Source organism: Curtobacterium sp. 9128, assembly GCF_900086645.1.
In the GTDB taxonomy this organism is placed as follows: Bacteria; Actinomycetota; Actinomycetes; order Actinomycetales; family Microbacteriaceae; genus Curtobacterium.
On the sequence record NZ_LT576451.1, the window covers coordinates 255,853 to 278,554 of the forward strand.

Consider the following 22,702-nt stretch of genomic DNA (forward strand, 5'->3'; position numbering starts at 1 on the left):
GATCACTTACCCTTCACGGCGGTGCGGACGAAGACGGAGCGACCGCGAGCACCGGGGACGGCGCCCTTGACGAGCAGCAGACCCTTCTCGGCGTCGACGGCGTGCACCGTGAGGTTGAGGACGGTCACGCGCTCTCCACCCATGCGACCGGCCATGCGCATGCCCTTGAAGACACGCGACGGGGTCGAGGAAGCACCGATCGAGCCGGGCTTGCGGTGGTTGCGGTGGGCACCGTGCGATGCGGAGACGCCGGCGAAGCCGTGGCGCTTCATGACACCCGCGAAGCCCTTGCCCTTGCTCGTGCCGACGACGTCGACCTTCGCGCCGGCTTCGAACGTGGCGTCGACGGTGAGCTCCTGGCCCAGCGTGTACTCGCCCGCGTCCGACGTGCGGATCTCGGTGAGGGTGCGGCGCGGGGTGACCCCGGCGGCCTCGAAGTGGCCAGCGGCCGGCTTGTTCACCTTGCGGGGGTCGATCTGGCCAGCGGCGATCTGGATCGCCTCGTAGCCGTCGCGCTCCACGTTGCGGATCTGGGTGACCACGTTCGGGCCGACCTCGATCACGGTGACGGGGATGAACTTGTTGTTCTCGTCCCACACCTGGGTCATCCCGAGCTTCTTGCCGAGGAGGCCCTTGACGGTCTTGGTTGTGTTCGCCATCAGTTCAGCCCCCTTACAGCTTGATCTCGATGTTGACGTCGGCCGGGAGGTCGAGACGCATGAGCGAGTCGACGGCCTTCGGCGTCGGGTCGACGATGTCGATGACCCGCTTGTGCGTGCGCTTCTCGAAGTGCTCGCGCGAGTCCTTGTACTTGTGGGGAGAACGGATCACTGCGATCACGTTCTTCTCGGTGGGGAGCGGCACCGGGCCGACCACGGTCGCACCGGCACGGGTCACCGTGTCGACGATCTTCCGGGCCGACGTGTCGATGACCTCGTGGTCGTACGACTTGAGCCGGATGCGGATCTTCTGTCCCGCCATGTGTTCTCTGTCCTCTCTGCGCCGCGCACCCTCGGGCCGCCTGACGCCGCCGGGTTCCGCCCTGTGCGGACCTGGCTGTTTGCGTGAATCACCGGACGCATCCGCTGGGGATGACCGCTGTTCTCCTGTCAACCGCGCGGACGGTCATGCCGTGTTGCACACGACGGCCCGCGTGGACGTATCGCCACCCCTGCTGAAGGACACGGGTGTCCGTCACGTTGTGGGGCTTCGATGTGTTCTGCTGCCTGCGGCCCAACCCAGCCCTGCTGGACAGGGGGGTTGTGCACTGCCAGTGCAGTGATCCTTCGGGGCGCGAACGCCCCGGGAATTTCGGAACCGGACAAGTCTCCCATAGCCCGGGGTTCCGTGCAACCCGGGCGTGTCGCGTTTCCCCGGGCGTGTCGAGACCAGCGTACTTCCCCGGTCTGCCGCGGATCCACCGGCCTGGAGGCCCGGCTCGCGTCCGCCCCGCAGCGCACGTCCCGAGACGCATCGGACGACCCCGCCGACATGCGTCGCGCCCCCTCCCGGACATCGCGCCCCGGTGTGGCGGGGTGCGGTGTTCGTGAGGGGGCGCGATGGGCAGCCGGGGTGCTCGGGTCAGTCCTCGTCGGGGACGACCGGCGGCACGAACCACGGCGGGAAGACCGCGACGCGCGGGACGTGCCCGCCGTGCTCGGACAGGATGTCCTTCACGGCGTGGCGTGCACGGTCGTTCGGCACGCCGATGACCGCGACCGACGAGAACGGCACGCTCGGCCCGGCGAGGACCTCCACGCCGTGCATCTCCGGGTCGGTGAGGTCCGTGCGGCGCAGCAGGTTCGCGGCTGCCTCCGGACCGACGGCGAACCGGACGTCCTCGGCGTCGGCGTCCGTGTCCGCCAGGATCACCGATGCACCGAAGGCGGCGGTGGGGACGACGAGCACGACGTAGTCGACGCCACGGGCGTGCCGGGCGGCGTCGGACCAGCGCTCGGTGTCGTGCGCCCCGCGTCGGACCTCGTCCCAGCGCGCGCCGTCGGGCGAGAGCGAGAACGGGACGTGGCTGGCGACGCTCGACCCGTCGGGAGCGGTCGCCGCCGCGCGGGCCGCGCGGGCAGCAGGGGCGCTGATGTCGTAGGACGGTGTGACCGCGTCGGACGCGAGGATCGCCCCGTCCGCGACGATCCCGTCGAAGTTGTCGATGTGGGTCACGTGGTGTGCGCGCAGGGCGCCGAAGACCCGGGCGGCCGGCATGTCCGGCTCAGCGGTGCGCAGCGCGGTCGCCTTCGCGCGGGCGGGCGAACCGCCGGGGGTCGACCGCAGCGAGGTGCTGACGCGGGTGCGCCGCGGCGCAGGGGCCTTGGGGACGTCCGGCACCTCGCGCTGTCGAGGCGCGCAGATGTCGCAGAGTTCGGTGGGGAATCCGTGGATGCACTCGTCGGTCACGACTGATGTGGGTCCTTCCGTGCCGCGTGGGGGTGGGACGGCACGAGGGTCAACGCTACGTCATCCCGGACGCGTCGCGGCACCGATGCAGGTCATTGGCGGTAGAGCAGCGCCCGGACCTCGGACTCCGCGGCGTGCTCGCGCTTCGGATCGATGGTCTCGCCGTGCTCGTACGCGTCGAGCAGGCGGGGGTCGACGTAGCTCTGCCTGGCCACCGTCGGGGTGTTGCCGAGGACCTCGCTCGCCGCCTTGACCGCGTGCGACACCGCACGCTTCCGCTTCGTCTCGCTGGACTGCGGCCCGGTCTCCGCCAGGTCGATCGCCGCCGCGACCGTGCCGTGCAGCGTGCGGAAGTCCTTCGCGGTGAACTCGTCGCCTGCACGCTCCTTGACGTAGGCGTTGATGTCCTCGGCCGACAGCGGCTCCCAGTCGGCTCCCCTGGTCGGACGGAAGGACAGCAGCCGCGCCGTTGGTCCGCGTCGCTTCATCCCGGCGATCACGCTCGACAGGTCGGCGTCGTGGATGGACGACGACCACTCCTGCCCGCTCTTGCCGGGGAAGGAGAGCTCGATGTCGTCACCGGACACGTGCGCGTGCGCACAGAGCAACGTGGAGAGACCACGGCTGCCGTGCTCGGACGCGTACCGTTCCGACCCCACCCGCAGCGATCCCTGGTCGAGCATCCGGAACGCCGCAGCGAGCGCGCGTCGCCGATCCGGCTCGGGGCGTCGCAGGTCGAGGGTGACACCGCGGCGTGCGCTCGGGAGCGACTCCGCCAGGGCGAGCGCCCGGTCGTACTTGATGCGGTCCATCCGCTCGCGCCAGGACGGGTGGTACATGTACTGCCGCCGTCCGACCGCGTCGATGCCGGTGGCGAGGACGTGGCCGTTGTCGTACGGCGAGATCCAGACGTCCTCCCACGCCGGCGGCACGACGAGGTCCTCGAGGCGCTGCCGGACACCGGGGTCCGTCACGGTCTGCCCGTCGGGGTCGCGGTACGAGAAGCCCTTGCCCGAGCGGACGCGGTGGTAGCCACGACCGTTGGTCGCGGATCTGCGGAGGCGTGTCACCCCTCCGAGCAAACACGACCCGCCTCAGCAGGGCAGCAGGAAGCGACGGATCGCGCACCGCGACCCGGCGGATCCCACCGGCAGACGAGGTGGTGGCGACCGACGACGGACGGGAGGACCGGTGCGGGCGTGCACCGGTCCTCCCGTCCGTCAGGCGGTCGCCGCCCGCCGCTCGGTCACCGCCCGCCGCTCGGTCACCGTGCGTCGCGTCGGCGGCGGATCAGGAGCAGCAGCAGGCCGACCGTGAGCGCGAGCAACGCGAGCGCTCCACCGAGTCCCAGGCCCGCCGCACCGGTGAACGCGAGCGCACCGGGCTGCGGGTCGGCGCGGACCGGAGCCGGGTCGCTCGCGCGGAGCGGATCCGTCGCGACCGCACCGGTCACCTGCGTCGTCGCGGACCGGACGGTCGCGACGTTGGTGATGCGGTCGGGGGCGTCCGCGGCGACCCGGACGGTCAGCTGGATCGCGATCCGGTCACCGCTGGCGAGCGGCTCGTCGAGCGTGCAGGACACCGTCGAGCCCGTCGTGCAGGTGACGGCGCGGTCGTCGACGCTCACGAAGGACAGTCCCGTCGGCAGTGGGTCGGTGACCACGACGGGACCGGGGTCCTCGGTGGGCCCGGCGTTCCTGACCGTGATCGTGTACCCGACCGTGCTCCCGCGGACCAGCTCGGCGGTGTGCGTCTTCGTCACGGAGAGGCTCGAGAGCGGCTGGACCGCGAGCTCGTCGTCGGCGTCGTTGTCCGCCAGCGTCGTCTCGGTGGTCGTCGTCGCGACCGTCGCCGTCGGCGTGACGCCGGGGTAGGCAGCAGCGGTCGGCGTCTGGTGCACCGTGATCGCCGGCGCCAGCGTGCCGGCCGGCAGCGTGCCGCTCAGCGCGAACGACACCGTCGTGCTGCCGTCGGCGTTCGTGACGACCCCGGTGACCGTCCAGGCCGGATCCGCCTCGGTCGAGACGTACGTCAGGCCCTTCGGCAACGTGTAGGTCGCGGTGACGGCCGCCGCGTCGGAGAGCCCGGCGTTCCGGACCTGCACCGTCTCGGGCAGGTCCTTCCCGATCACGGCCTTCCCGCTGTGCCCGATGCTGATCTGGACGTTCGCCACGGCGGCGACGGGCAGCGGGGCCACCGCGGTCCCACCGTTCGTCCCGATCGGCTCCGGCGTGCCCTGCGCGGTGATCGCCGCGCGGTTCTCGATCGCACCGGCCGTGTAGCCAGACGCGATCGCCGTGGTCAGCCAGAGTCCCGGCGCGTCGGTACCCGCCACGACGGTCGACCCCAGCGTGCACGTCACGACGGTGGTGTCCGTGGTGCCGTCACACGTCCAGACCGCACCGTCGGACTCCGCGGCCACGAACCGCATGCCCTCCGGCAGCTGGTCGGTGACGACGGTGTCCGGCTGCTCGTCGGACGGTCCCTCGTTGCGCACCTGCAGGTACCAGACCTGCTGGCCGCCGGCGGTGGTCGTCTTGGAACGGTCCGTCGACCCGGTCCGGTCGACCGGCGTCTTCGACAGCGTCAGCGCGGCGTGCGTGGTCACGTCGACGTCGGCCCCCGCGGTGTCGTCCGAGGGGTCGGGGTCGTCCGTCCCCGACGAGACCGTCGCCGTGTTCCGGAGCGTGCCGGCAGGCGTCCCCGAGGCGATCGCCGCCGTCACGTGGAACGTGGCGGACGCACCGGATGCGAGCGTGCCGGTGGACCAGGTGGTCGGGTCGACGCCCTGTTCCCACGCGTCGTCGTCCGTGGTGACCGCGGTCACGGTCATCCCGGCCGGAACCGTGTCGGTCCACGTGACGCGCTGGGCGTCCGAGGGGCCGGCGTTCGTCACGGTCACGTCGTAGGTCACGTCCGTGCCGGCGTCGGCCGTGGCCGCGCTGGTCCTGGTCTTCGTGATCGACAGGTCCGCGGAGGTGGTGACGTCGACGGTCGCGTCGTCGTGCGCGGTCTCCCCCTTCGCGGTGACCGGCGCGGCGGTGGCGGTGTTCACGATGGACGAGCCACGGAACGAGGCGGGGACGTGCACCACGACGCCGATGGTGTCCGGATCGGTCGCACCAGCGGCGATGCCGTCGGTGCTCACGAGGGTCAGGACGCCGTCGACGTTCGACTCCACGGTCCAGTGCGCGGCGGTCCCGTCGGTCAGCCCGACGTACTCGACGCCGACCGGCAGCGTGTCCTGCACGCGGACGCTCGGGGTGGTCGCGTCGCCCGCCGGCAGGTCCGACGGCCCGTCCGGGTTCGCGACCTGGATCGTGTAGGTGACGTCCTCACCGGCGTCGACCGACTGGACGTCCGCGGTCTTCGTGACCCGCAGTCCGACCGTCTGCGTCGCGGCGCTCGAGGTGCTCGCGGTCTGTGTGGCCGCGTTGTCCGAGCGCACCACGGCCGTGTTCGCGAGGGTGCCGGAGAGGTCGGCAGGCGTCGTCACCGTGATGGTGAACGACGACGTCGTCCCGGCACGCAGGGTGCCGTCGAGCACGCAGGAGACCGTGTCGTCCGACGTGCACGTCCAGTCGCCGTCGGTCTGGGACCCGCCCTGGAGGCTCGTCCCCGACTCGAGCGCGTCGGTCACGACGACCTTCCGCGCGTCTGCCGTGCCGGTGTTCCGGACCGTGATGGTCCAGTCCGCCGGCTCGCCCGCCACGAGGCGGTCGCTCGAGAACGCCTTCGCGATCGTCAGCGAGGTGGTGTCGTCGACCGGGGTACTCGTGTTGCTGACGTCGTTCGACGCCTTCGGGTCGGTCGTCGACGGGTCGACGGCGACGCGGGCGGTGTTCGCGATCGTCTGCGACGCCGTCGTGTCCGGCTGCACCGTCGCCGTGACGGTGATCGGCGGTGCGGTCGTCCCGTTCGCCAGGCCGTCACGGGTGCAGGTCAGGGTGTTGCCGTCGGTGTCGCACGTCCACCCGCTGTCGTCCGCGACGGTCGCCTGCTCGAGCCGCACGGTGCTCGGCAGCGTGTCGGTCACGGTGACGGTGCCGCGGGCGTCGGAGACGCTCTGCTCGGCCGGGTCACGGACGTTCTGCACCGAGAGGGTCCACGTCGCGGTCCCACCGGCGGTGAACCGATCGGCTGCTGCCGTCTTCGTGATCGCGAGGTCCGCGATCGCGACCGGGGTGGTGCTCGCCGAGTCGGAGTCGTTCGCGTCGTTCGGGTCGAAGGTCTGGCCGGTGCCCTGGTGGATCGTCGCGCTGTTGCGGATCGCGGTGAGCGGGGCGTCGGCGGGCAGCGTCAGTGCGACGTCGAGCTCCGGGAACGCCGAGCCCGACGCGACCACGGCGCCGTTGACGCAGGTCTGCTCGTCCGTGCCGGTCGTCGTGCACGTCCAGCCCGACCCGGAGAACCGAAGCGTGGCACCGTCCGGGAGCCCGGCGACGGTGTCCACCACGGTCGTGCCGTGAGCGGCGTCCCCGCCGGTGTTCGTGACCACGATCGTCCAGGCCTTCGCCGTGGTCGCGCCGGCCACGACGTCCGCGGTCGTCGCCTTCTTGGCGATCGACAGGTCGGCCGCGGCGATCGAGGCGGTCGCGGTCGCGTCGGTCCCCTTCGTGCCGTCCTGCTGCTTCGGGTAGGTGGTGAACGAGCCGGCGCCGCCGTCGTACCCGGTGCCGCCGGAGGCGTCCGTGATCGTCGCGGTGACGTGGTTCGTGTGCTTCGTGGCCGTGCCCGCCGCGGTCGCGGCGGCCGTCGTCGGGGTCGCGCGGTAGTGCAGGGTCAGGGTCTCGTTCGTCCCGAGTGCCCCGAGGTCCGCCCAGGTGAGCGTGGTCCCGGCCACCGACGGGTCGGGAGCTGCCGTGCTGGCGCCTCCGTTCCTGGCGGTCGTCGAGCTGCCGGCGTCGTAGGTCCACCCGTCGGGCAGGACGTCTCGCGCGGCGACGGAGGTCGCGGCACTGCCGGTGTTCGTGAACGTCACCGTGAAGTCCGACGGGACGCCGATGTAGGACAGGCCGCCGGCGGTGTCGTTCGACTTCGCCACGGCGACGGACGGGAACGACGGGGTCACCGACGCGCTCGCGGTGGTGGGGCCGTACGAGCCGCCGTCACCGTCCGAGAGCGAGGTGTAGGTGCCCGTCGAGGCGGTGTTCACCAGGGCGTTGCCGGTCAGCTCCGCGTCCTCGGCGAGCACGGCGTGGTACGTGTACGTGGTCCTGGAACCGGTGCCGAAGGTCGTGCTGGGCCAGGTGATGACACCGCCGCCGCACTTCGCATCGGTACTGAGCATGCCGCCGCCGGAGATCCGTGCGGGGTCGACCACGATGCCGTCCGGCACGCAGTCGGTGACGCTCGTGCCGTACGCGGGCGAACCGGAGCTCGAGACCGTCACCGCGTAGGTGATGTCCTGGCCCGGCTCGGCCTTCGCGGTGGTCGTGGTCTGCCCGGCCACCGTCGCCGACTTCGCGATCGCGAGGGACGGGGTCACCGCGGTCGCGTTCGCCTGGTTCGACGTCGTCGATGCGTCGGTCGGCTCGGCACCCTTCGCCGTCCGGTCGTAGGCGAGCTTCGCCGTGTTCGAGTAGGCGGTGCCAGACGACTGACCGGCACCGACCCGCACCCGGACGTCGACCGTGATCGTCAGCGGTGCGCCGAGCCCCGACGCGATGTCGGAGATCCGCACCGTGACGGTCCCGGACGCGACCGATGGGGTGACGGTGACCGAGGAGTCGCTCGCGGTCGCGATCGGGGTCCCGACCGCCGTCATGCCCTTCGGCAGGGTGTCCGTGATCCGGCCGTCGTACATCGCGACGTTCGCCGGGACGGTCGCGGTGATGCGGTAGGTCGCGGTGTCGCCCGCGCGGATCGGGAGCGCGTTCTTGTTCGCGGGGTTCGTCGTCGCGGTCCCCGTGCCGGCCCCGGTCGTGGCGTTCCACGTCGGCGCGGTGAGCGTCTTCGCGATGGACGGTCCGGACACGGTCACGGTGTTCGTCGTGGTCGCGACCTGGACGAACGACGTGTTCGCCGTGGCGTAGTCGGTGTCGAGGCTGGACGCGAGGACCCTGGCGGTGTTCACGTACTGCCGTCCGGCGGGGGCGGCCGTCCCCACCGTCGCGGTGACGGTGATCGTCGCGGAGCCGCCGGCGGCGGCCAGGGTGCCCACCGACCACGTGTGCAGCGTGGTGCCGGTCGGACAGGAGCCCAGTGCGCTCCGCTGCGCGCTCGTCGGCGTGCTCTCCGCACGCGAGCTGCTCGTGAGGGTGAGGTCGTCGGGGAAGCAGTCCGCGATCACGGTCGACCGCGCGTCCGCGGTGGACGCGGTGTTCTTCGCCGTCAGCGTCCACGTCACGGTGTCCCGACCGGCGACCGTCCGGCCGCCCAGGTTGTTGGTCTTCGTGATGCCGACCTGCGGGGGCTGGACCGCGATCGTCCTCGCGGCGGTGCTCGTCGACGGGGTACCGTCGGCCGGCTTCGACGAGAACGTCGCCGTGTTCGTGACCGTGCCGGGGGCGGTACCGGACGCGTCGTACTTCCCGACCCCCTTCGTCACCACGAGCCCGGATGCGGTCACGGAGAAGATCGCGTTCGAGTCCTCGGCGTTGTCGAAGGTCTCGGGGAAGACGACGGCACCGGCGCCGAGCGCGTTCCCCGTCCCGGTCAGCGTGTAGGTCTGCCCGGCGTAGGTCCCGTCGACGTCGGTGGACTGCGCCGAAGCCGGCACGGTGATCGTGCCGCCGTCCGGGAAGGTCAGGGTCCAGCTGCTCGCGGACGTCGTCGAGACGTCGGGCGGCAACGGGTCGCTGAGCGCGCCGTTGCCGACGCTGGTGTGCGCCGGGACGGTGGCGGAGTAGGTGTACGTCACGCCCTGGCCGGGCGCCGCGGTGTCACCGGAGAGGTTCGTCGTGGAGTCGGCGACCGCGCCGCCGCGCTTCTCGACCGCCACGGCCGGGATCGACACGGCTCGCGAGGCATCGGCGTTCGGCGCAGTCCCCTGCCCTGCCGCCGGCGTCGCGGTGAAGGTGCTCCCAGCGGTCTTCTCCGGGATCCAGGTGGTCGTCGTGTCCGCGTTCGTCGTGGTCGTGAAGCTCGTGACCGATGCCGTGTTGGCGTACGCCGTGCCGACGTACCCCGGGGTCGGCACGGTCAGGTCGTACGTCAGCGCCTTCGTGGCAGCGGCGTCGATCGAGGAGATCGTCCAGCGGAGGTAGCGCGAGGACGCGTACTGCGACGCGGCGCCGGTCGGAGCCGGACCGCAGGCTCCGTCGTCCGAGATCGCCGCGACGGCAGCACACTCGACGCCGGCCGGGAGCGCGTCCCACACGGTGACGTCGCCGATGGCCGCGCTGGTGCCCGTCGCGGGCTCGTTGCCGACGGTCAGGCGGTAGTGCAGCGTCGCGCCCTCGGTCGTCGTCGACGGGTTCGTGACCGCACCGCTGGCGTCGACGATGTCCTTCGCGAGGGTCGCGGTGGGCGTCCCGGCCACGGCGTAGCCGACCGAGGTGCGGAGACTCGTCACGGCGCCGGCGGTGTTCTGCTGGGCGACCTTCATGAGGTTGTCGGCGAGGTCGACCTTCGTCGCGCTCGAGCCCTGCGAGGTGATGCGCGCGGCGACGTAGAGCACGACCCGTGCACCGTCGGTGTCACCGTCCACGTACGTGCCGCTCGCGCCGGAGACCGTGTGCCCGATCGCGAACGCGCCCATCGTCGACGACGAGGACTTCAGGGCGACGTCCGACTCCGGGACCGTGCTCTCCGTCCCGTAGGACCAGTCGGTGTCCTCGGCCCAGCTGCTGCCGGCCGTGGTGTGCACGGGGAGCATGTCGGTGATCGTCGCGTTGCGGCTCTGCACGCCGGCCGGGAAGTCCACCTGCAGCTTGAAGCAGACCAGGTCCCCGAGCTGGAAGGCGTCGCTCGGGGTGGCAGTCACATAGGAGCCGGGCCGGCCGTCGGCGGTGCAGTCGGCGGAGCTCGTCACGCCGTCGCTCGCGCTCCGCGGCAGGACGGACTTCGAGATCACCGGCGCCTTCGACGTGATGGACGCACGGGAGTCGTCGACCACCTTCGTGTCGCCGCTGTCGCCGTGGACACCGGTGGAGGTGCCCGTCATCGCGACCGTGTTGTCGAACGAGTCACCGGCGGACGTCGGCCCGCCGGAGCCCGTGACCGAGTAGGTGGTCCGCATGAGCGCCTGGTAGCGGACGGTCGTCACGCCGTCTGCCGCCATGTCCGCGATGTGGAACGAGATCGTGAACTTCCCCGTGGCCGAGTCGTACGCGACACGGTCGACGGTGGCGTTCGTCATCTGCTGGTTCAGCGACGCGTTCATCGAGAGCGTGCAGTCCGCGGGGAAGGTCCCCGTGGTGGGCGTACCAGTCGGGAACGCGGGGCAGAGTCCGTCGCCGAGCGTGTCGGTGAACGTGATGCCCGCCGACGACTCGTACTCGCTCGCCCGCACGTCCAGCGAGTAGGTCGCGAACTTGCCGGCCGCGAAGGAGCCATCGGCCGGCGTGGTGACCGACTTCGCCACGGCGAGGTCCATCGCCTCGACGGTGAGTGCGGCGCTCGCGGACTGTGCCGAGGTCGCCGTCCCGCCGACCTTGCCCGTGTAGGTCCCGGCGGCGACGACGGTGTTCTCCTGCCCGCGGCCGTTCGACGTGGTGTCTGCGGTGTCCTGACGGGTCGAGGGGCCGTTGTTGTTGTCGAGGTTCGCCTCGTCGTGCAGGTCGGTGGCGGCCGGTGCCGACACGGCCCCGGCGGGCTTGCCCGTGCCCTGCCCGCTGAACGACATGGTGTTCTCGAACAGCGGCACGGCGGCGAGGTACTTGATGGTGACGGGGGTGTTCGTCAGCGTCGGGATCGACCAGACGACCTTCGTGAAGACCTTGCCGTTCTGTCCCGCGACGTCGTCCACCGTGGTCACGCTCTGCGGCGTCAGGCAGGCGCTCTGGTCCCACTCGCCCGTGGCGCCGGCCGCCGTGGCGGACTGCAGCGACGGCGCACCCTCGTACTCGGGCCCCGAGGTCGTGTTGTCGATCGTGCCGCAGCCGAGGAACTCCAGCCCCGCCGGCAGGAGGTCCGTCACCGTGACGTCCGTGCTCGGAGCCGTCGCGGTGTTCTGCACGGTGAGCGTGTACACCGTCGGGTGGTCGTGGACGCCGCGGACGAGCTCGTTCTCGGGGCTGCCCTCCGCCTTCGTGATGCGGATCGCGGAGATCGACGTCGGGTTCGAGGTCGCCGTCGCCGAGTTCGACGTGTTCGTCGCCGGAGCCCCGGTGGCGTCGAACGTCGGGATGTTGCGTGCGTCGCTGTTGACGGCGATCTGCGCCGTGCCGGTGAACGACGTGCCCACCGGGAAGACCGTGTCGGACGCGGTGACCTGGAACGCGATCGACTTCTGGTCGCCCGAGACCAGGTCGGACACGTTCGAGAAGACGAGGAGCGTTCCGCCGTCGGCGAGGGTCGTCGTGCTCGGATCCGGGAGCGCCGTGCCGTCCGCCGTCGCCTTGCCCGCGACGTAGGTCACGCCGGCCGGCAGCGTGTACGAGTACCCGAGGTTGTAGAGGTCCGTCCCCCCGGAGGCGTCGGCGGTGTTCTTCGCCGTGAGCGTCACCGTCGCCGGCGCCCCGCTCAGGACCGAGTCGTCGGCCTTCGCGGTCACGGTGACCGTCGAGGCCGCCGATGCGGGCTGCGCGATCGCGAACACCGCGAGGAGCCCGGTCACCAGGGCGATCACCACCGCCATCGCCACGGATCGGGGGCGTGCGGGCAGGAGGGACAGTCGCATCGGAGAGTGCTCCCGAGTCGTCGTCGGATGACGCGAGGCACAGCAGACCGCGCCGTCGACCGGGCAGGGCCGAGCAGCGTGAAGGGGGTGTTCGGGTCACCGCGGCACCCAGGGCGGTCCCGCGACTCCACGGTATCGAGCATGCAGACGGACCGATGCACCCAGATCGGGGTACACCGTTGTCCGCCGTCCGAGGGACGCGAACACCCGCCCGGCGAGAGCCGGACGGGTGTGGGGTCGCAGGAGTCGGCGCGGGGCTACTCGTTGCCGACGTGCTTGTCGACGTTCGCGGCGGCGTCGTCGATCTTGTCGTCGAACTTCCCGCCGGTGACCTTCTTCAGGCCGTCCGCGAGCCCGTGGATGATCTTGTCCGAGACCTCTTCCACCTTCTCGCTCCTGACGGCCTCCTCGATCTTGTCCTTGTTCTCGTCGACGAAGGCCTTCGCCTTGTCGGTGACCTCCTGCGCCCTCGCGGAGACGTTCTTCTGGATGTCGTCGAAGCCGGCCATGGTGCCTCCCTGTCGGCCGGGGTCCCGGCCATCCGATGGCCGGGTGGTCCGGCCGCTTGCGAGACATGTTGCCCGACCGTGCGCGATCTGTCCGCAGCACGCAGCACCGTCCCGGCAACGACGAAAGCGGGGCCGGACCCGAAGGTCCGACCCCGCTGACGCAAGGAACGAGCGTTACTTGATGATCTTCTCGACCGTGCCGGCGCCGACCGTACGACCACCCTCACGGATGGCGAACCGGAGGCCCTCTTCCATGGCGATCGGCTGGATCAGCTCGACCGTCATCGCGACGGTGTCGCCGGGCATGACCATCTCGGTGCCCTCGGGCAGCGTGATGACGCCGGTGACGTCCGTGGTGCGGAAGTAGAACTGCGGACGGTAGTTCGCGTAGAACGGGTTGTGACGACCGCCCTCTTCCTTGTTCAGGATGTACGCGTTCGCGGTGAACTCGGTGTGCGGCGTGACCGAACCCGGCTTCACGACGACCTGGCCGCGCTCCACGTCCTCACGCTTGAGGCCACGGATGAGCAGACCGGTGTTGTCACCGGCGACTGCCTTGTCGAGCAGCTTGCGGAACATCTCGATGCCCGTGACCGTGGTCTTCTGGGTCGGCTTGATGCCGACGATCTCGACCTCGGAGTTGAGGTCCAGCTCGCCGCGCTCGACGCGACCGGTGACGACGGTGCCACGACCGGTGATCGTGAAGACGTCCTCGATCGGCATGAGGAAGGGCTGGTCGGTGGCGCGCACCGGGTCCGGCACGTGCTCGTCGACCTGGGCCATGAGGTCCTGGACGGACTTGACCCACTTCTCGTCGCCCTCGAGCGCCTTGAGCGCCGAGACCTGCACGACGGGTGCGTCCTCGTCGAACTCCTGCGAGCCGAGGAGCTCACGGACCTCGAGCTCGACGAGCTCCAGGATCTCCTCGTCGTCGACCATGTCGGACTTGTTCAGCGCGACGACGATGTACGGCACGCCGACCTGGCGAGCGAGCAGCACGTGCTCACGCGTCTGGGGCATGGGACCGTCGGTGGCGGCGACCACGAGGATCGCGCCGTCCATCTGGGCCGCACCGGTGATCATGTTCTTCACGTAGTCGGCGTGACCAGGAGCGTCGACGTGCGCGTAGTGGCGCTTGTCGGTCTGGTACTCGACGTGCGAGATGTTGATCGTGATGCCGCGCTGGCGCTCTTCGGGAGCGTTGTCGATCTGAGCGAAGTCACGGGCCTCGTTGAGGTCCGGGTACTGGTCGTGCAGAACCTTGGTGATCGCCGCCGTGAGCGTGGTCTTGCCGTGGTCGACGTGACCGATGGTTCCGATGTTGACGTGCGGCTTGGTGCGCTCGAACTTGGCCTTGGCCACTGTGGGTCCTCCTCAGGACTCGGATGCGAGACCCCCGGGAGCACCCCTGTCAGGGATGCCGAACCGTTGGCACGCGGTGTGTGTGTCTTTACTTTACTTGGTGGCGAGGGGCCCGTCGCCGGGCGCCCCCGCCTGTGGAGAGCACGCTCGGAAGAGCGTCACTCCCCCTTGGACTTCGCGACGATCTCCTCGGCGACGTTGGACGGGACCTGGTTGTAGGTCTCGAACGTCATCGAGTAGACGGCACGACCGGAGGTCTTCGAACGAAGGTCCCCGACGTAGCCGAACATCTCGGACAGCGGCACGCTCGCGCGGACCACCTTGACGCCGGAAGCGTCCTCCATCGCGGCGATGTTGCCACGACGCGAGCTCAGGTCACCGATGACGTCGCCCATGTACTCCTCGGGCGTACGGACCTCGACGGCCATGATCGGCTCGAGGATGACCGGACCGGCCTTGCGAGCCGCTTCCTTGTAGGCCATCGAGCCGGCGATCTTGAACGCCATCTCGGACGAGTCGACGTCGTGCGCCTGGCCGTCCTTGAGGATGGCCTTCACACCGACGGTCGGGTACCCGGCGAGGATACCGACCTGCATGGCGTCCTGGATACCGGCGTCGACCGACGGGATGTACTCACGAGGCACGCGACCACCGGTGACGGCGTTCTCGAACTCGTAGACCTTCTCCGCCGTGACCTCCATCGGCTCGAGCGCGATCTGCACCTTCGCGAACTGACCGGAACCACCGGTCTGCTTCTTGTGGGTGTAGTCGTAGCGCTCGACGGTCTTGGTGAGGGTCTCGCGGTAGGCCACCTGGGGCTTGCCGACGTTCGCCTCGACCTTGAACTCGCGCTTCATGCGGTCGACCAGGATGTCGAGGTGGAGCTCGCCCATGCCCTTGATCGTCGTCTGACCGGTCTCGGCGTTGAGCTCGACGCGGAACGTCGGGTCCTCTTCGGCGAGCTTCTGGATGGCCGTGGAGAGCTTCTCCTGGTCAGCCTTGGTCTTCGGCTCGATCGCCACCTCGATGACGGGCTCCGGGAAGGTCATCGACTCGAGGACGACCTGGTCCTGCGGGTCGCACAGGGTGTCACCGGTGGTGGTGTCCTTCAGGCCGATGACCGCGTAGATGTGACCGGCGGTGACCGCGTCGACCGGGTTCTCCTTGTTGGAGTGCATCTGGAAGATCTTGCCGATGCGCTCCTTCTTGCCCTTGGTCGAGTTGATGACCTGTGCACCGGACTCGATGTGGCCGGAGTACACGCGGACGTAGGTGAGGCGACCGAAGAACGGGTGCACCGCGACCTTGAACGCGAGCGCCGAGAAGGGCTCGGAGGCATCCGGCTTGCGGATGATCTCCTTCTCCTCGTCCTTGACGTCGTGGCCGATCATCGGCGGGACGTCGAGCGGCGACGGCAGGTAGTCGATGACCGCGTCGAGCATCGGCTGGACGCCACGGTTCTTGAACGCAGAACCGCAGAGCACCGGGTAGAGCTCGCTGTTGACGGTGAGCTTGCGGATCGCAGCCTTGATCTCGGCCACCGAGAAGTCGGTGTCGCCCTCGAGGTAGCGCTCCATGAGCTCGTCGTCCGCCTCGGCCACGCGCTCGATGAGCTTCTCGCGGTACTCGGCGGCGCGGTCGGCCAGGTCGGCCGGGATCTCTTCGATCTCGTACTTGGCGCCCATCTGGACGTCACCCTTGGCGTCGCCGCGCCAGGTGAGGGCACGCATCTCGACCAGGTCGACGACGCCCTCGAAGGAGGACTCCGCACCGATCGGGAGCTGCAGCACGAGGGGCTCGGCGCCGAGGCGCTTCACGATCGTGTCGACGGTGAAGTAGAAGTCCGCACCGAGCTTGTCCATCTTGTTGACGAAGCAGATGCGCGGGACGTTGTACTTGTCCGCCTGACGCCACACGGTCTCGGACTGGGGCTCGACGCCCTCCTTGCCGTCGAAGACGGCGACAGCACCGTCGAGGACGCGGAGCGAGCGCTCCACCTCGACCGTGAAGTCCACGTGACCGGGGGTGTCGATGATGTTGATCTGGTTGTTGTCCCAGAAGCAGGTCGTCGCGGCTGACGTGATCGTGATGCCGCGTTCCTGTTCCTGCGCCATCCAGTCCATCGTGGCGGCGCCGTCGTGGACCTCACCGATCTTGTGCGTGATGCCCGTGTAGAACAGGATGCGCTCGGTGGTCGTGGTCTTGCCGGCGTCGATGTGCGCCATGATGCCGATGTTGCGGACCTTGTTCAGGTCGGTGAGCACGTCCTGTGCCACAGGGTTCCTCCGGAAGAGTTGTAGGAGATGGTGGTCGGCCGGGCGCCGTGGGTCTTGCCCTGACGGCGCCCGAACCGATCAGCCAGGTACGCCGGGATTACCAGCGGTAGTGCGCGAAGGCCTTGTTCGACTCGGCCATCTTGTGGGTGTCCTCGCGACGCTTGACAGCGGCGCCGAGACCGTTCGACGCGTCGAGGATCTCGTTCATGAGACGCTCGGTCATCGTCTTCTCGCGGCGAGCCTTGGCGTACGAGGTCAGCCAGCGCAGGGCCAGCGTGTTCGCACGGTGCGGCTTGACCTCGACCGGGACCTGGTAGGTCGAGCCACCGACGCGGCGGCTGCGGACCTCGAGGGTCGGACGGACGTTGTCGAGCGCCTTCTTCAGCGTGACGACGGCGTCCTGGCCGTTCTTCGACGAGACACCTTCGAGTGCGTCGTAGACGATGCGCTCGGCGAGGCCCTTCTTGCCGTCGAGGAGGATCTTGTTGACGAGCTGGCTGACGATCGGTGCGCCGTAGACGGGGTCTGCGACGACGGGACGCTTGGGGGCGGGACCCTTACGAGGCATCTAACTCAACCCTTCTTCGCGCCGTAGCGGCTACGCGCCTGCTTACGGTTCTTGACGGCCTGGGTGTCCAGTGCGCCACGGATGATCTTGTAGCGGACACCCGGGAGGTCCTTCACACGACCGCCGCGGACGAGCACCATCGAGTGCTCCTGCAGGTTGTGGCCCTCACCGGGGATGTAGGCCGTGACCTCGGTACCGTTCGAGAGCTTCACACGAGCGACCTTGCGCAGTGCCGAGTTCGGCTTCTTCGGGGTGGTGGTGTAGACGCGGGTGCACACACCACGCTGCTGGGGGTTCGCCTTGAGGGCCGGTGCCTTGGTCTTGACGACCTTGGGCGTACGACCCTTGCGAACCAGCTGCTGAATAGTAGGCAACTGTTCTCCTGGTTCTTCGCTCGTGTTCTCTGGCCGACGTGGTCCGTCGGCATCCTCGCCCACGCGAACGGCCGCCTGTCAGGCGGACGTGGTTTGGGGGCGGACTGTCCGGATCAGGTCGACGACCTGCCGAACTTTTCGGGCGCGCCCGAGGGCGCACACCCGGAAGAGCCTACCTGCGTACCCTCGCGAAATCAATCCGGGCGCGTCGTCCTGGAGGCCCGTGGAATCGGCCGTCGGCGAACGCACGTCCGCCGGCCGGTCGCGCCGGGCGCGGGGCGCGCCCTGGAGCCCGCCACGCGCTCCGGCGTGCTGCCGTCGGGGAGGCGGGTCGGGCCTCCCGTCCGGGACGGAGCCGACCACCAGCGTTCAGGAGCCGGTGTCCGACGACCCGTTGCCGATCGACGACTCGAACGTCGCGCCCGCGTCGGTGAAGCCCGTGATGTAGCCGGAGGCGTTCACGTTGATCGGACCGGCCGTCGCCGTGCCGGAGCCAGCCGGCCCCGTGAAGTTCGCCGTGAACGTCGCCGAGCCGTACGACGACGTGGTGACCATCCAGCCATCCGCGAGCCAGCCGTCCACCTGCACGGTCGGGCGGGCGTCGAGCGTCCACTTCTGGTCGGTGTAGGTGTTCGCCGGGTTCTCGCCGTACGCGTAGAAGCTGCAGCCGTCCGGGGTGGTCGATGTCGAGGCGATGCAGCCGTCCACCCAGGCGTTCACGGCATCCGTCGCAGCCGCTCTGCCGTCGTCGGTGAGCGTCGTCGTGATCGAGACCGGCGTCGACTCCGCCGCGGCGAACCCGCGGACGTCCGCCGTCGCGGTGTCGGCCGTGAACCACTTGCCGCCGTCGACCGCGACGTCGTACGAACCCGGGAGCGCACGCAGGGTGAGCCCGCCGGTCTTGTCCGTGGTCACCTTCTGGCCGGCGACCGCGACCGTGGTGCCCGCCGGGGCCTGCACGACGACGTCCACCGATCCGAGGTCGGGGGCCTGGAGCTCCCACTTCGGGAACACGCCCCAGTCGGTGCCGGTCTTGTCGAGGGTGAACGTGGCGGCGACCTGGCGTCCGCTCTGCGTCAGGTACGCGCCCACCGTCGCGGTGTCGCCGTCGGTCTTCGTGGCGGCGATGCGGTACCCCGTGACGCGCGACTTCGCCTTGGCGTACGCGGCGTCGGTCAGCAGGACGTCGTCCTTCGCGTGCTCGATGCCGGCGTCGGTCAGGGCCGCGTCGACCTTGCCGGACCGGAGGTGGTCGAGGAACGCCTCGACCTGGCGTTCCGGCGCGTGGCTGTTCGAGCCGACCGAGTAGCCGACCCCGCCCGCGACGGCCAGCAGCACCACGGCCGCTCCGCCCGCGATGATGCCGATGATTGCCCCGCGGCGCATCCGCTTGCGCGGCCGCGGTGCCGGCGCTGCTGCAGCACCCGTCGGCGCCGGCGCTTCGCGCGTGCCCGGCGCCGGCGCTTCCCGCGTGCCGCTGATGTCCGCGACCCGTGGGACGGATCCCCATCCGTCCTGCGGTGCGGTGTCGTCCGTGCTCATCGGTCCCCCGTGGTCTCGCTGCCGCGCTGTTCCGGCGGCACCGATATCCTACCGGCGACCGCCGTCAGTTCGACTGCTTGGCCTGGTGCCTGGCCATCGCGATCCCGCCGATCACGCAGAGCAGCGCGATCACGACCGAGCCGACCACGAACGGGCCGAGGGCGTAGCCCGCCGGGAACACCAGGAGCTCGGTGACGTCCTGGCGGATCAGCGCGTAGCCGACCGACCCGACGCCGAGCATCACGAGGTAGCTCGTCGCGGCTGCGACCAGGCCCGTGACGCCGGGGTTGCCGTCCGGGATGCCGAACGCCGTCGCGAGGAACACCACCACCGCGCCACCGAGGACCATCGCCGGGCCGAGGTACGGCGTCGCGTCGGTCTGGGAGATGATCGCGATGTCGGCGAGGAGGGACTCGAACCCGCTCACGGCGATGACGAGCGCGATGAAGAGGATCGACGTCATCGTCGCCACCAACCACCGGGACATGGACCGATGGTAGCGCCGGTGACGGATGTCGTGGCTGGTGTGGCGGGTCGGGTGGCGGGTTCCCGCACCGGACCGTGGAGCGGACACAGCACCACGACGATGCGCGGTGCGGTGTCCGTCGCGTGGTTCGGCGAGGTCAGCTCGCGGGCTGCTCCTGCTGCGCGCGGTCGTGCTGCTCGCGGTCGTGCTGCTCGTTGCGCTCGGCGCGGCGCTGCTCCTGCGCGGCGTTCACCAGCGCGATGGCGATCGCTGCGGTGATGACCGGGACGCTCTCGGTCATGGGGGCGGCGGCGGTCGTCGGTTCGGCCGGTGCGGCCGGTTCGGCCGGTTCGGCCGGTTCGGCCTGGAGGCTCGGGGGTGCGTCCGCCGTGTCGGTCACGTCCGGCTCGTGGTGCCGGACGGCGGGGCCGATGACGGGCAGCACCGCGGTCGTTGCCGCCGGCTCTGTCGAGAGCTCGTGGTGCGTCTCGAGACCGGCCCGCTTCGCCGTGCGACGCGCCCTGGCCATGCGGACCAGGACGACGACCGCGACGACGGCCCAGATGCCGTTCACGATGGTCGACGGCACGGCGTGGTGGGCGGCGACGTTGACCGCCACCGCGAGTCCGCCGACGAGGTTGAACAGCTGGTAGACCGGGCCGTTCGGGAGCTTGCCGGTTGAGAACAAGATGTAACCAGCGAGGACGGTTACGGCTCCGAACCATCCGAGGAATTCCACGATTCCAGACAACACGCGCGACTCCGGGCACGACGAGGAACGGCCGATTCGAGCCGACCGTTCGAGAGGGTGTGACGAGCCGCAGAACGCGGCATCGGGAGCATCGTACGCACAGCGGGAGCCGCCACGGAAGAGGCTTCGGCGTGGCGGCTCCTCCCCCAGTTGGCGGGGTGCTGGTCAGCCCTTCGCGGGGGTCGTTGCGGAGTCGGCGAGCACGTAGATCGTGCCGGTCAGCGACCACGACTGCGCCTCCATCGGCGGCTTCTCGTCCGTGCTCGTCGCAGCGATGCCGCTGACGAGGAACAACCGCGCCCCGCTCTGCGCCGCCTGCGTGAAGGCAAGCGCTTGATCGTACGAACCATCGACTGCGACGGTGACCGAGATCACGGAGAAGTTGGAGCTGGTGATCAGCGGATCGCTGTGCGGATCGGCCGCCTGCGGGGTAGCGGCAGCAGTCGGCGCCGCGGTGGACCCGGGTGCCGGTGTCGCACTCGCCGAAGCCGACGGAGCGGCCGTCGCGGTACCGGCCGGAGTGGTCGAGACGGGGACGTACTGTTCAGGGTCGCCGATCGTCACGCTCGTGATCGTCACGCCGGACGACGTGGCGAACCCGTTCAGCGACTCCACGAACGGGTCGGTGTCTGCAGTGGACGGGAGCGATGCCTGGAGCTTCGCGAGTTCCGCCTTCGTCGAGTCGAGGCTCTCGTTCGCTTTGGCAAGACGCTCCAGCTCCGTGCGGTTCCTGTCGTTGGTGGCGTCGATGGTCTCCTGTTGTGTCCCGTTGCTCGCCGCCTGTGCGAGCTGCGGCTGGACACCGAGGAACCAACCACCGGCGAGCACTGCCACGGTGACGACGAGTGCGATGACGAGGGAGAGACGGTTCTTGCTCATCGGTCTGCGTCCTTCGTGTACTTACCGTCGTAGGCCTTGTCGTCGAGTTCGATGTCGATCACCGAGCTGTAGCGGGCCGTCTCCTTCTCGTACGAGATCGAGGAGATCGTGGACCCGACGTACCCGCGTAGCGACGAGAGCCTGCCATTCCAGTCCGAGACCGACGGGATCTCGGAAGACTTCACGGTGATCGAGACGGTGGCGACACGTGACTTCGAGAGCGCAGCGGTTGATTGCGAGAACGGTTCGACCGAGTCTGCAGAGGCGATGCGCATCGCACTGATCTCGACGCCGTCCGGGAGGACACTCTCGACCTCGGACAGCGTGTCGTGCCAATCGATCTCGGACGCGCCGCCGACGGCCTGCCCGGCCTGGAGCAGCTGCGTCTGCTGCTCCGCGGTCCGAACATCGGCGAAGCGCTGCTGCTGCGCGAGCAAGGTGGACGTCTCGGCTTGCGCGGAAGCGAGTCCTGCCGCCGTGCCCAACTGGTGCGCGACGGCAGCGCCCGTACCGAGCATGACGGCGGCTCCGGCGACCACCACGCCGAACCAAGCCCGGCGAGCGATGCCGCGCTCTCGACGGTCGGCACGGACCTCTTGGGGCAGGAGGTCGACACGGGGCTCCAGGCCGACGGCCGCGGCGTTTTCCGAAGTGCGGTCACGATGCCCGCGGCGTTTCGAATCGTCCGCTTTCAGGGTGGGCGTCGGGCGAACTTCTGTGCTGGTCATGCTGCTTTGCCTCCTACCGCGAGCCCGTAGGCGACCGCGATCGTGTCGCCGTGGACGGCGATGTCTTCCTCACGGATCGAGCGGCCGACGCCGGCGGCCGCGAACGCGGAGCCGATCTCGACGGGCAGGTGCGTGTAGTCCGCAAGAGCTTCACGGAAGCCGATGAGACGCGACCCCCCGCCGACGAGCACGACACTCGCCACGGATTCGCCCGGACGCGTGTTCACGAAGTAGTTGATCGTGTTCCGGAGACTCGCCATGAGTTCGTTCACGGTGTCGAACGTCGCCGCAACCGCTCGGGCGTCGTCCGGTGTCTGTGCGACTCGGCCGATCCCCAGGTGACGCTTCACTGCTTCCGCCTGCTCGAACGAGATGTCGAGCCGCGCAGCCAACGCCTTCGTCACGTCGTTGCCGCCGGTCGGGATGATGCGGACGAACTGCGGGACGCCGTCGGTTGCGAGAACGACGCTCGTGGTGTCGGCTCCGAGTTGGACGAGCGCCGTCGTTCCCTTGCGCTGCTGCCGACCGACCACGACCCGCGTGAGGGCGAAGGGGATCAAGTCGACACCGACCGGGTTGAGCCCGGCGAGCTGGACGGCCTTCACGTTGGCGAGGACCGCGTCCTTGATCGCTGCGATCAGGAGACCGTGCAGCACCGGGCCGGACTCACTCACGCCTTCGGCCGTCGGGTAGAAGTCGAGGATGGCGTCGCCGACCGGGACCGGGAGCATGTCCTGGACCTGGAAGGGCAAGCTCTCACGGATCTGTGCGAGCGGAGCCCGCGGCACGGTCAGATCCCGCGAGAGGACGCGCTGGTTCCCCATTCCGAGCACGACGTCGCGGGAGCGGAACCTGCCGATCGACCAGAGCTGCTTGAGTGCGGCCGCGACGGTGTTCTGCTCGAGTACCTCGCCACGGCTCACCGCGCCCGCCGGGGTGGGGACCTCCGCAAAACGCACGACGGTAGGGCGAGGACGATCTGCGTCCGCTACCTCGACTGCACGGATCGATGACCCCGCGATGTCGAGGCCGACGATGCTCTTGCCCATGATGC

At 69.7% G+C, this 22,702-nt stretch carries 16 protein-coding genes; all 16 read right to left on the bottom strand.

What is annotated here, in order from left to right:
• Positions 1–2: 2 nt before the first annotated feature.
• The 16 genes from rplC to pilM all read right to left on the bottom strand — a co-directional run bounded on the left by rplC (position 3) and on the right by pilM (position 22,697).
• Positions 3–659: a 50S ribosomal protein L3 gene (gene rplC, locus QK288_RS01285; protein ID WP_281266012.1), complete on the bottom strand. Its 657-nt coding sequence runs from the start codon at positions 657–659 to the stop codon at positions 3–5.
• 13 nt (positions 660–672) lie between these two features.
• Positions 673–981: a 30S ribosomal protein S10 gene (gene rpsJ / locus QK288_RS01290; RefSeq protein WP_017885534.1), complete on the bottom strand. Its 309-nt coding sequence runs from the start codon at positions 979–981 to the stop codon at positions 673–675.
• Positions 982–1,581: 600 nt separating this feature from the next.
• The gene (locus QK288_RS01295; RefSeq protein ID WP_281266013.1) at positions 1,582–2,409 is read right to left on the bottom strand and encodes a DarT ssDNA thymidine ADP-ribosyltransferase family protein; all 828 of its coding nucleotides are present in this window, start codon (positions 2,407–2,409) and stop codon (positions 1,582–1,584) included.
• 92 nt (positions 2,410–2,501) lie between these two features.
• Positions 2,502–3,479: a DNA topoisomerase IB gene (locus QK288_RS01300; protein WP_281266014.1), complete on the bottom strand. Its 978-nt coding sequence runs from the start codon at positions 3,477–3,479 to the stop codon at positions 2,502–2,504.
• Between the two features lie 194 nt (positions 3,480–3,673).
• Entirely contained in the window at positions 3,674–12,193 is an 8,520-nt protein-coding gene (locus QK288_RS01305; protein ID WP_281266015.1) for an isopeptide-forming domain-containing fimbrial protein, read from the bottom strand.
• A gap of 257 nt (positions 12,194–12,450) precedes the next feature.
• Positions 12,451–12,702, bottom strand: a complete 252-nt coding sequence (locus QK288_RS01310; RefSeq protein ID WP_281266016.1) for an antitoxin — start codon at positions 12,700–12,702, stop codon at positions 12,451–12,453.
• Between the two features lie 174 nt (positions 12,703–12,876).
• Complete coding sequence (gene tuf / locus QK288_RS01315) at positions 12,877–14,064, bottom strand: elongation factor Tu (RefSeq protein WP_281266017.1); 1,188 nt, start codon at positions 14,062–14,064, stop codon at positions 12,877–12,879.
• Positions 14,065–14,222: 158 nt separating this feature from the next.
• Positions 14,223–16,340, bottom strand: coding sequence for an elongation factor G (fusA, locus tag QK288_RS01320; protein ID WP_281266018.1), 2,118 nt, complete (start codon positions 16,338–16,340; stop codon positions 14,223–14,225).
• A gap of 97 nt (positions 16,341–16,437) precedes the next feature.
• The gene (gene rpsG, locus QK288_RS01325) at positions 16,438–16,908 is read right to left on the bottom strand and encodes a 30S ribosomal protein S7 (protein ID WP_144760634.1); all 471 of its coding nucleotides are present in this window, start codon (positions 16,906–16,908) and stop codon (positions 16,438–16,440) included.
• A 5-nt stretch (positions 16,909–16,913) separates the two neighbouring features.
• Positions 16,914–17,282, bottom strand: a complete 369-nt coding sequence (rpsL, locus tag QK288_RS01330) for a 30S ribosomal protein S12 (RefSeq protein ID WP_058728453.1) — start codon at positions 17,280–17,282, stop codon at positions 16,914–16,916.
• A gap of 369 nt (positions 17,283–17,651) precedes the next feature.
• Positions 17,652–18,824: a hypothetical protein gene (locus QK288_RS01335; RefSeq protein WP_281266019.1), complete on the bottom strand. Its 1,173-nt coding sequence runs from the start codon at positions 18,822–18,824 to the stop codon at positions 17,652–17,654.
• A gap of 64 nt (positions 18,825–18,888) precedes the next feature.
• Entirely contained in the window at positions 18,889–19,311 is a 423-nt protein-coding gene (locus QK288_RS01340; RefSeq protein WP_281266020.1) for a DUF6121 family protein, read from the bottom strand.
• A 136-nt stretch (positions 19,312–19,447) separates the two neighbouring features.
• Positions 19,448–19,978 carry a hypothetical protein gene (locus QK288_RS01345; RefSeq protein WP_281266021.1) on the bottom strand — a complete coding sequence of 177 codons (531 nt, stop codon included), beginning with the start codon at positions 19,976–19,978 and terminating at the stop codon, positions 19,448–19,450.
• Positions 19,979–20,206: 228 nt separating this feature from the next.
• Positions 20,207–20,920 (bottom strand): type 4a pilus biogenesis protein PilO, encoded by a 714-nt coding sequence (gene pilO, locus QK288_RS01350; protein ID WP_281266022.1) that lies wholly within the window; start codon positions 20,918–20,920, stop codon positions 20,207–20,209.
• The gene (locus tag QK288_RS01355) at positions 20,917–21,459 is read right to left on the bottom strand and encodes a hypothetical protein (protein WP_281266023.1); all 543 of its coding nucleotides are present in this window, start codon (positions 21,457–21,459) and stop codon (positions 20,917–20,919) included. Before QK288_RS01355 ends, pilO begins: the two co-directional genes overlap by 4 nt.
• A 185-nt stretch (positions 21,460–21,644) precedes the next feature.
• Positions 21,645–22,697 carry a type IV pilus assembly protein PilM gene (pilM, locus tag QK288_RS01360; protein ID WP_281266024.1) on the bottom strand — a complete coding sequence of 351 codons (1,053 nt, stop codon included), beginning with the start codon at positions 22,695–22,697 and terminating at the stop codon, positions 21,645–21,647.
• Between the last annotated feature and the right edge of the window lie 5 nt (positions 22,698–22,702).

What these genes read in the sequence shown, in the direction of transcription:
- pilO (WP_281266022.1), bottom strand. Translation starts at nt 20,920, where the DNA reads ATGAGCAAGAACCGTCTCTCCCTCGTCATCGCACTCGTCGTCACCGTG.
- QK288_RS01310 (WP_281266016.1), bottom strand. Translation starts at nt 12,702, where the DNA reads ATGGCCGGCTTCGACGACATCCAGAAGAACGTCTCCGCGAGGGCGCAG.
- QK288_RS01340 (WP_281266020.1), bottom strand. Translation starts at nt 19,311, where the DNA reads ATGTCCCGGTGGTTGGTGGCGACGATGACGTCGATCCTCTTCATCGCG.
- QK288_RS01335 (WP_281266019.1), bottom strand. Translation starts at nt 18,824, where the DNA reads ATGAGCACGGACGACACCGCACCGCAGGACGGATGGGGATCCGTCCCA.
- rpsJ (WP_017885534.1), bottom strand. Translation starts at nt 981, where the DNA reads ATGGCGGGACAGAAGATCCGCATCCGGCTCAAGTCGTACGACCACGAG.
- pilM (WP_281266024.1), bottom strand. Translation starts at nt 22,697, where the DNA reads ATGGGCAAGAGCATCGTCGGCCTCGACATCGCGGGGTCATCGATCCGT.
- rpsG (WP_144760634.1), bottom strand. Translation starts at nt 16,908, where the DNA reads ATGCCTCGTAAGGGTCCCGCCCCCAAGCGTCCCGTCGTCGCAGACCCC.
- rplC (WP_281266012.1), bottom strand. Translation starts at nt 659, where the DNA reads ATGGCGAACACAACCAAGACCGTCAAGGGCCTCCTCGGCAAGAAGCTC.
- QK288_RS01305 (WP_281266015.1), bottom strand. Translation starts at nt 12,193, where the DNA reads ATGCGACTGTCCCTCCTGCCCGCACGCCCCCGATCCGTGGCGATGGCG.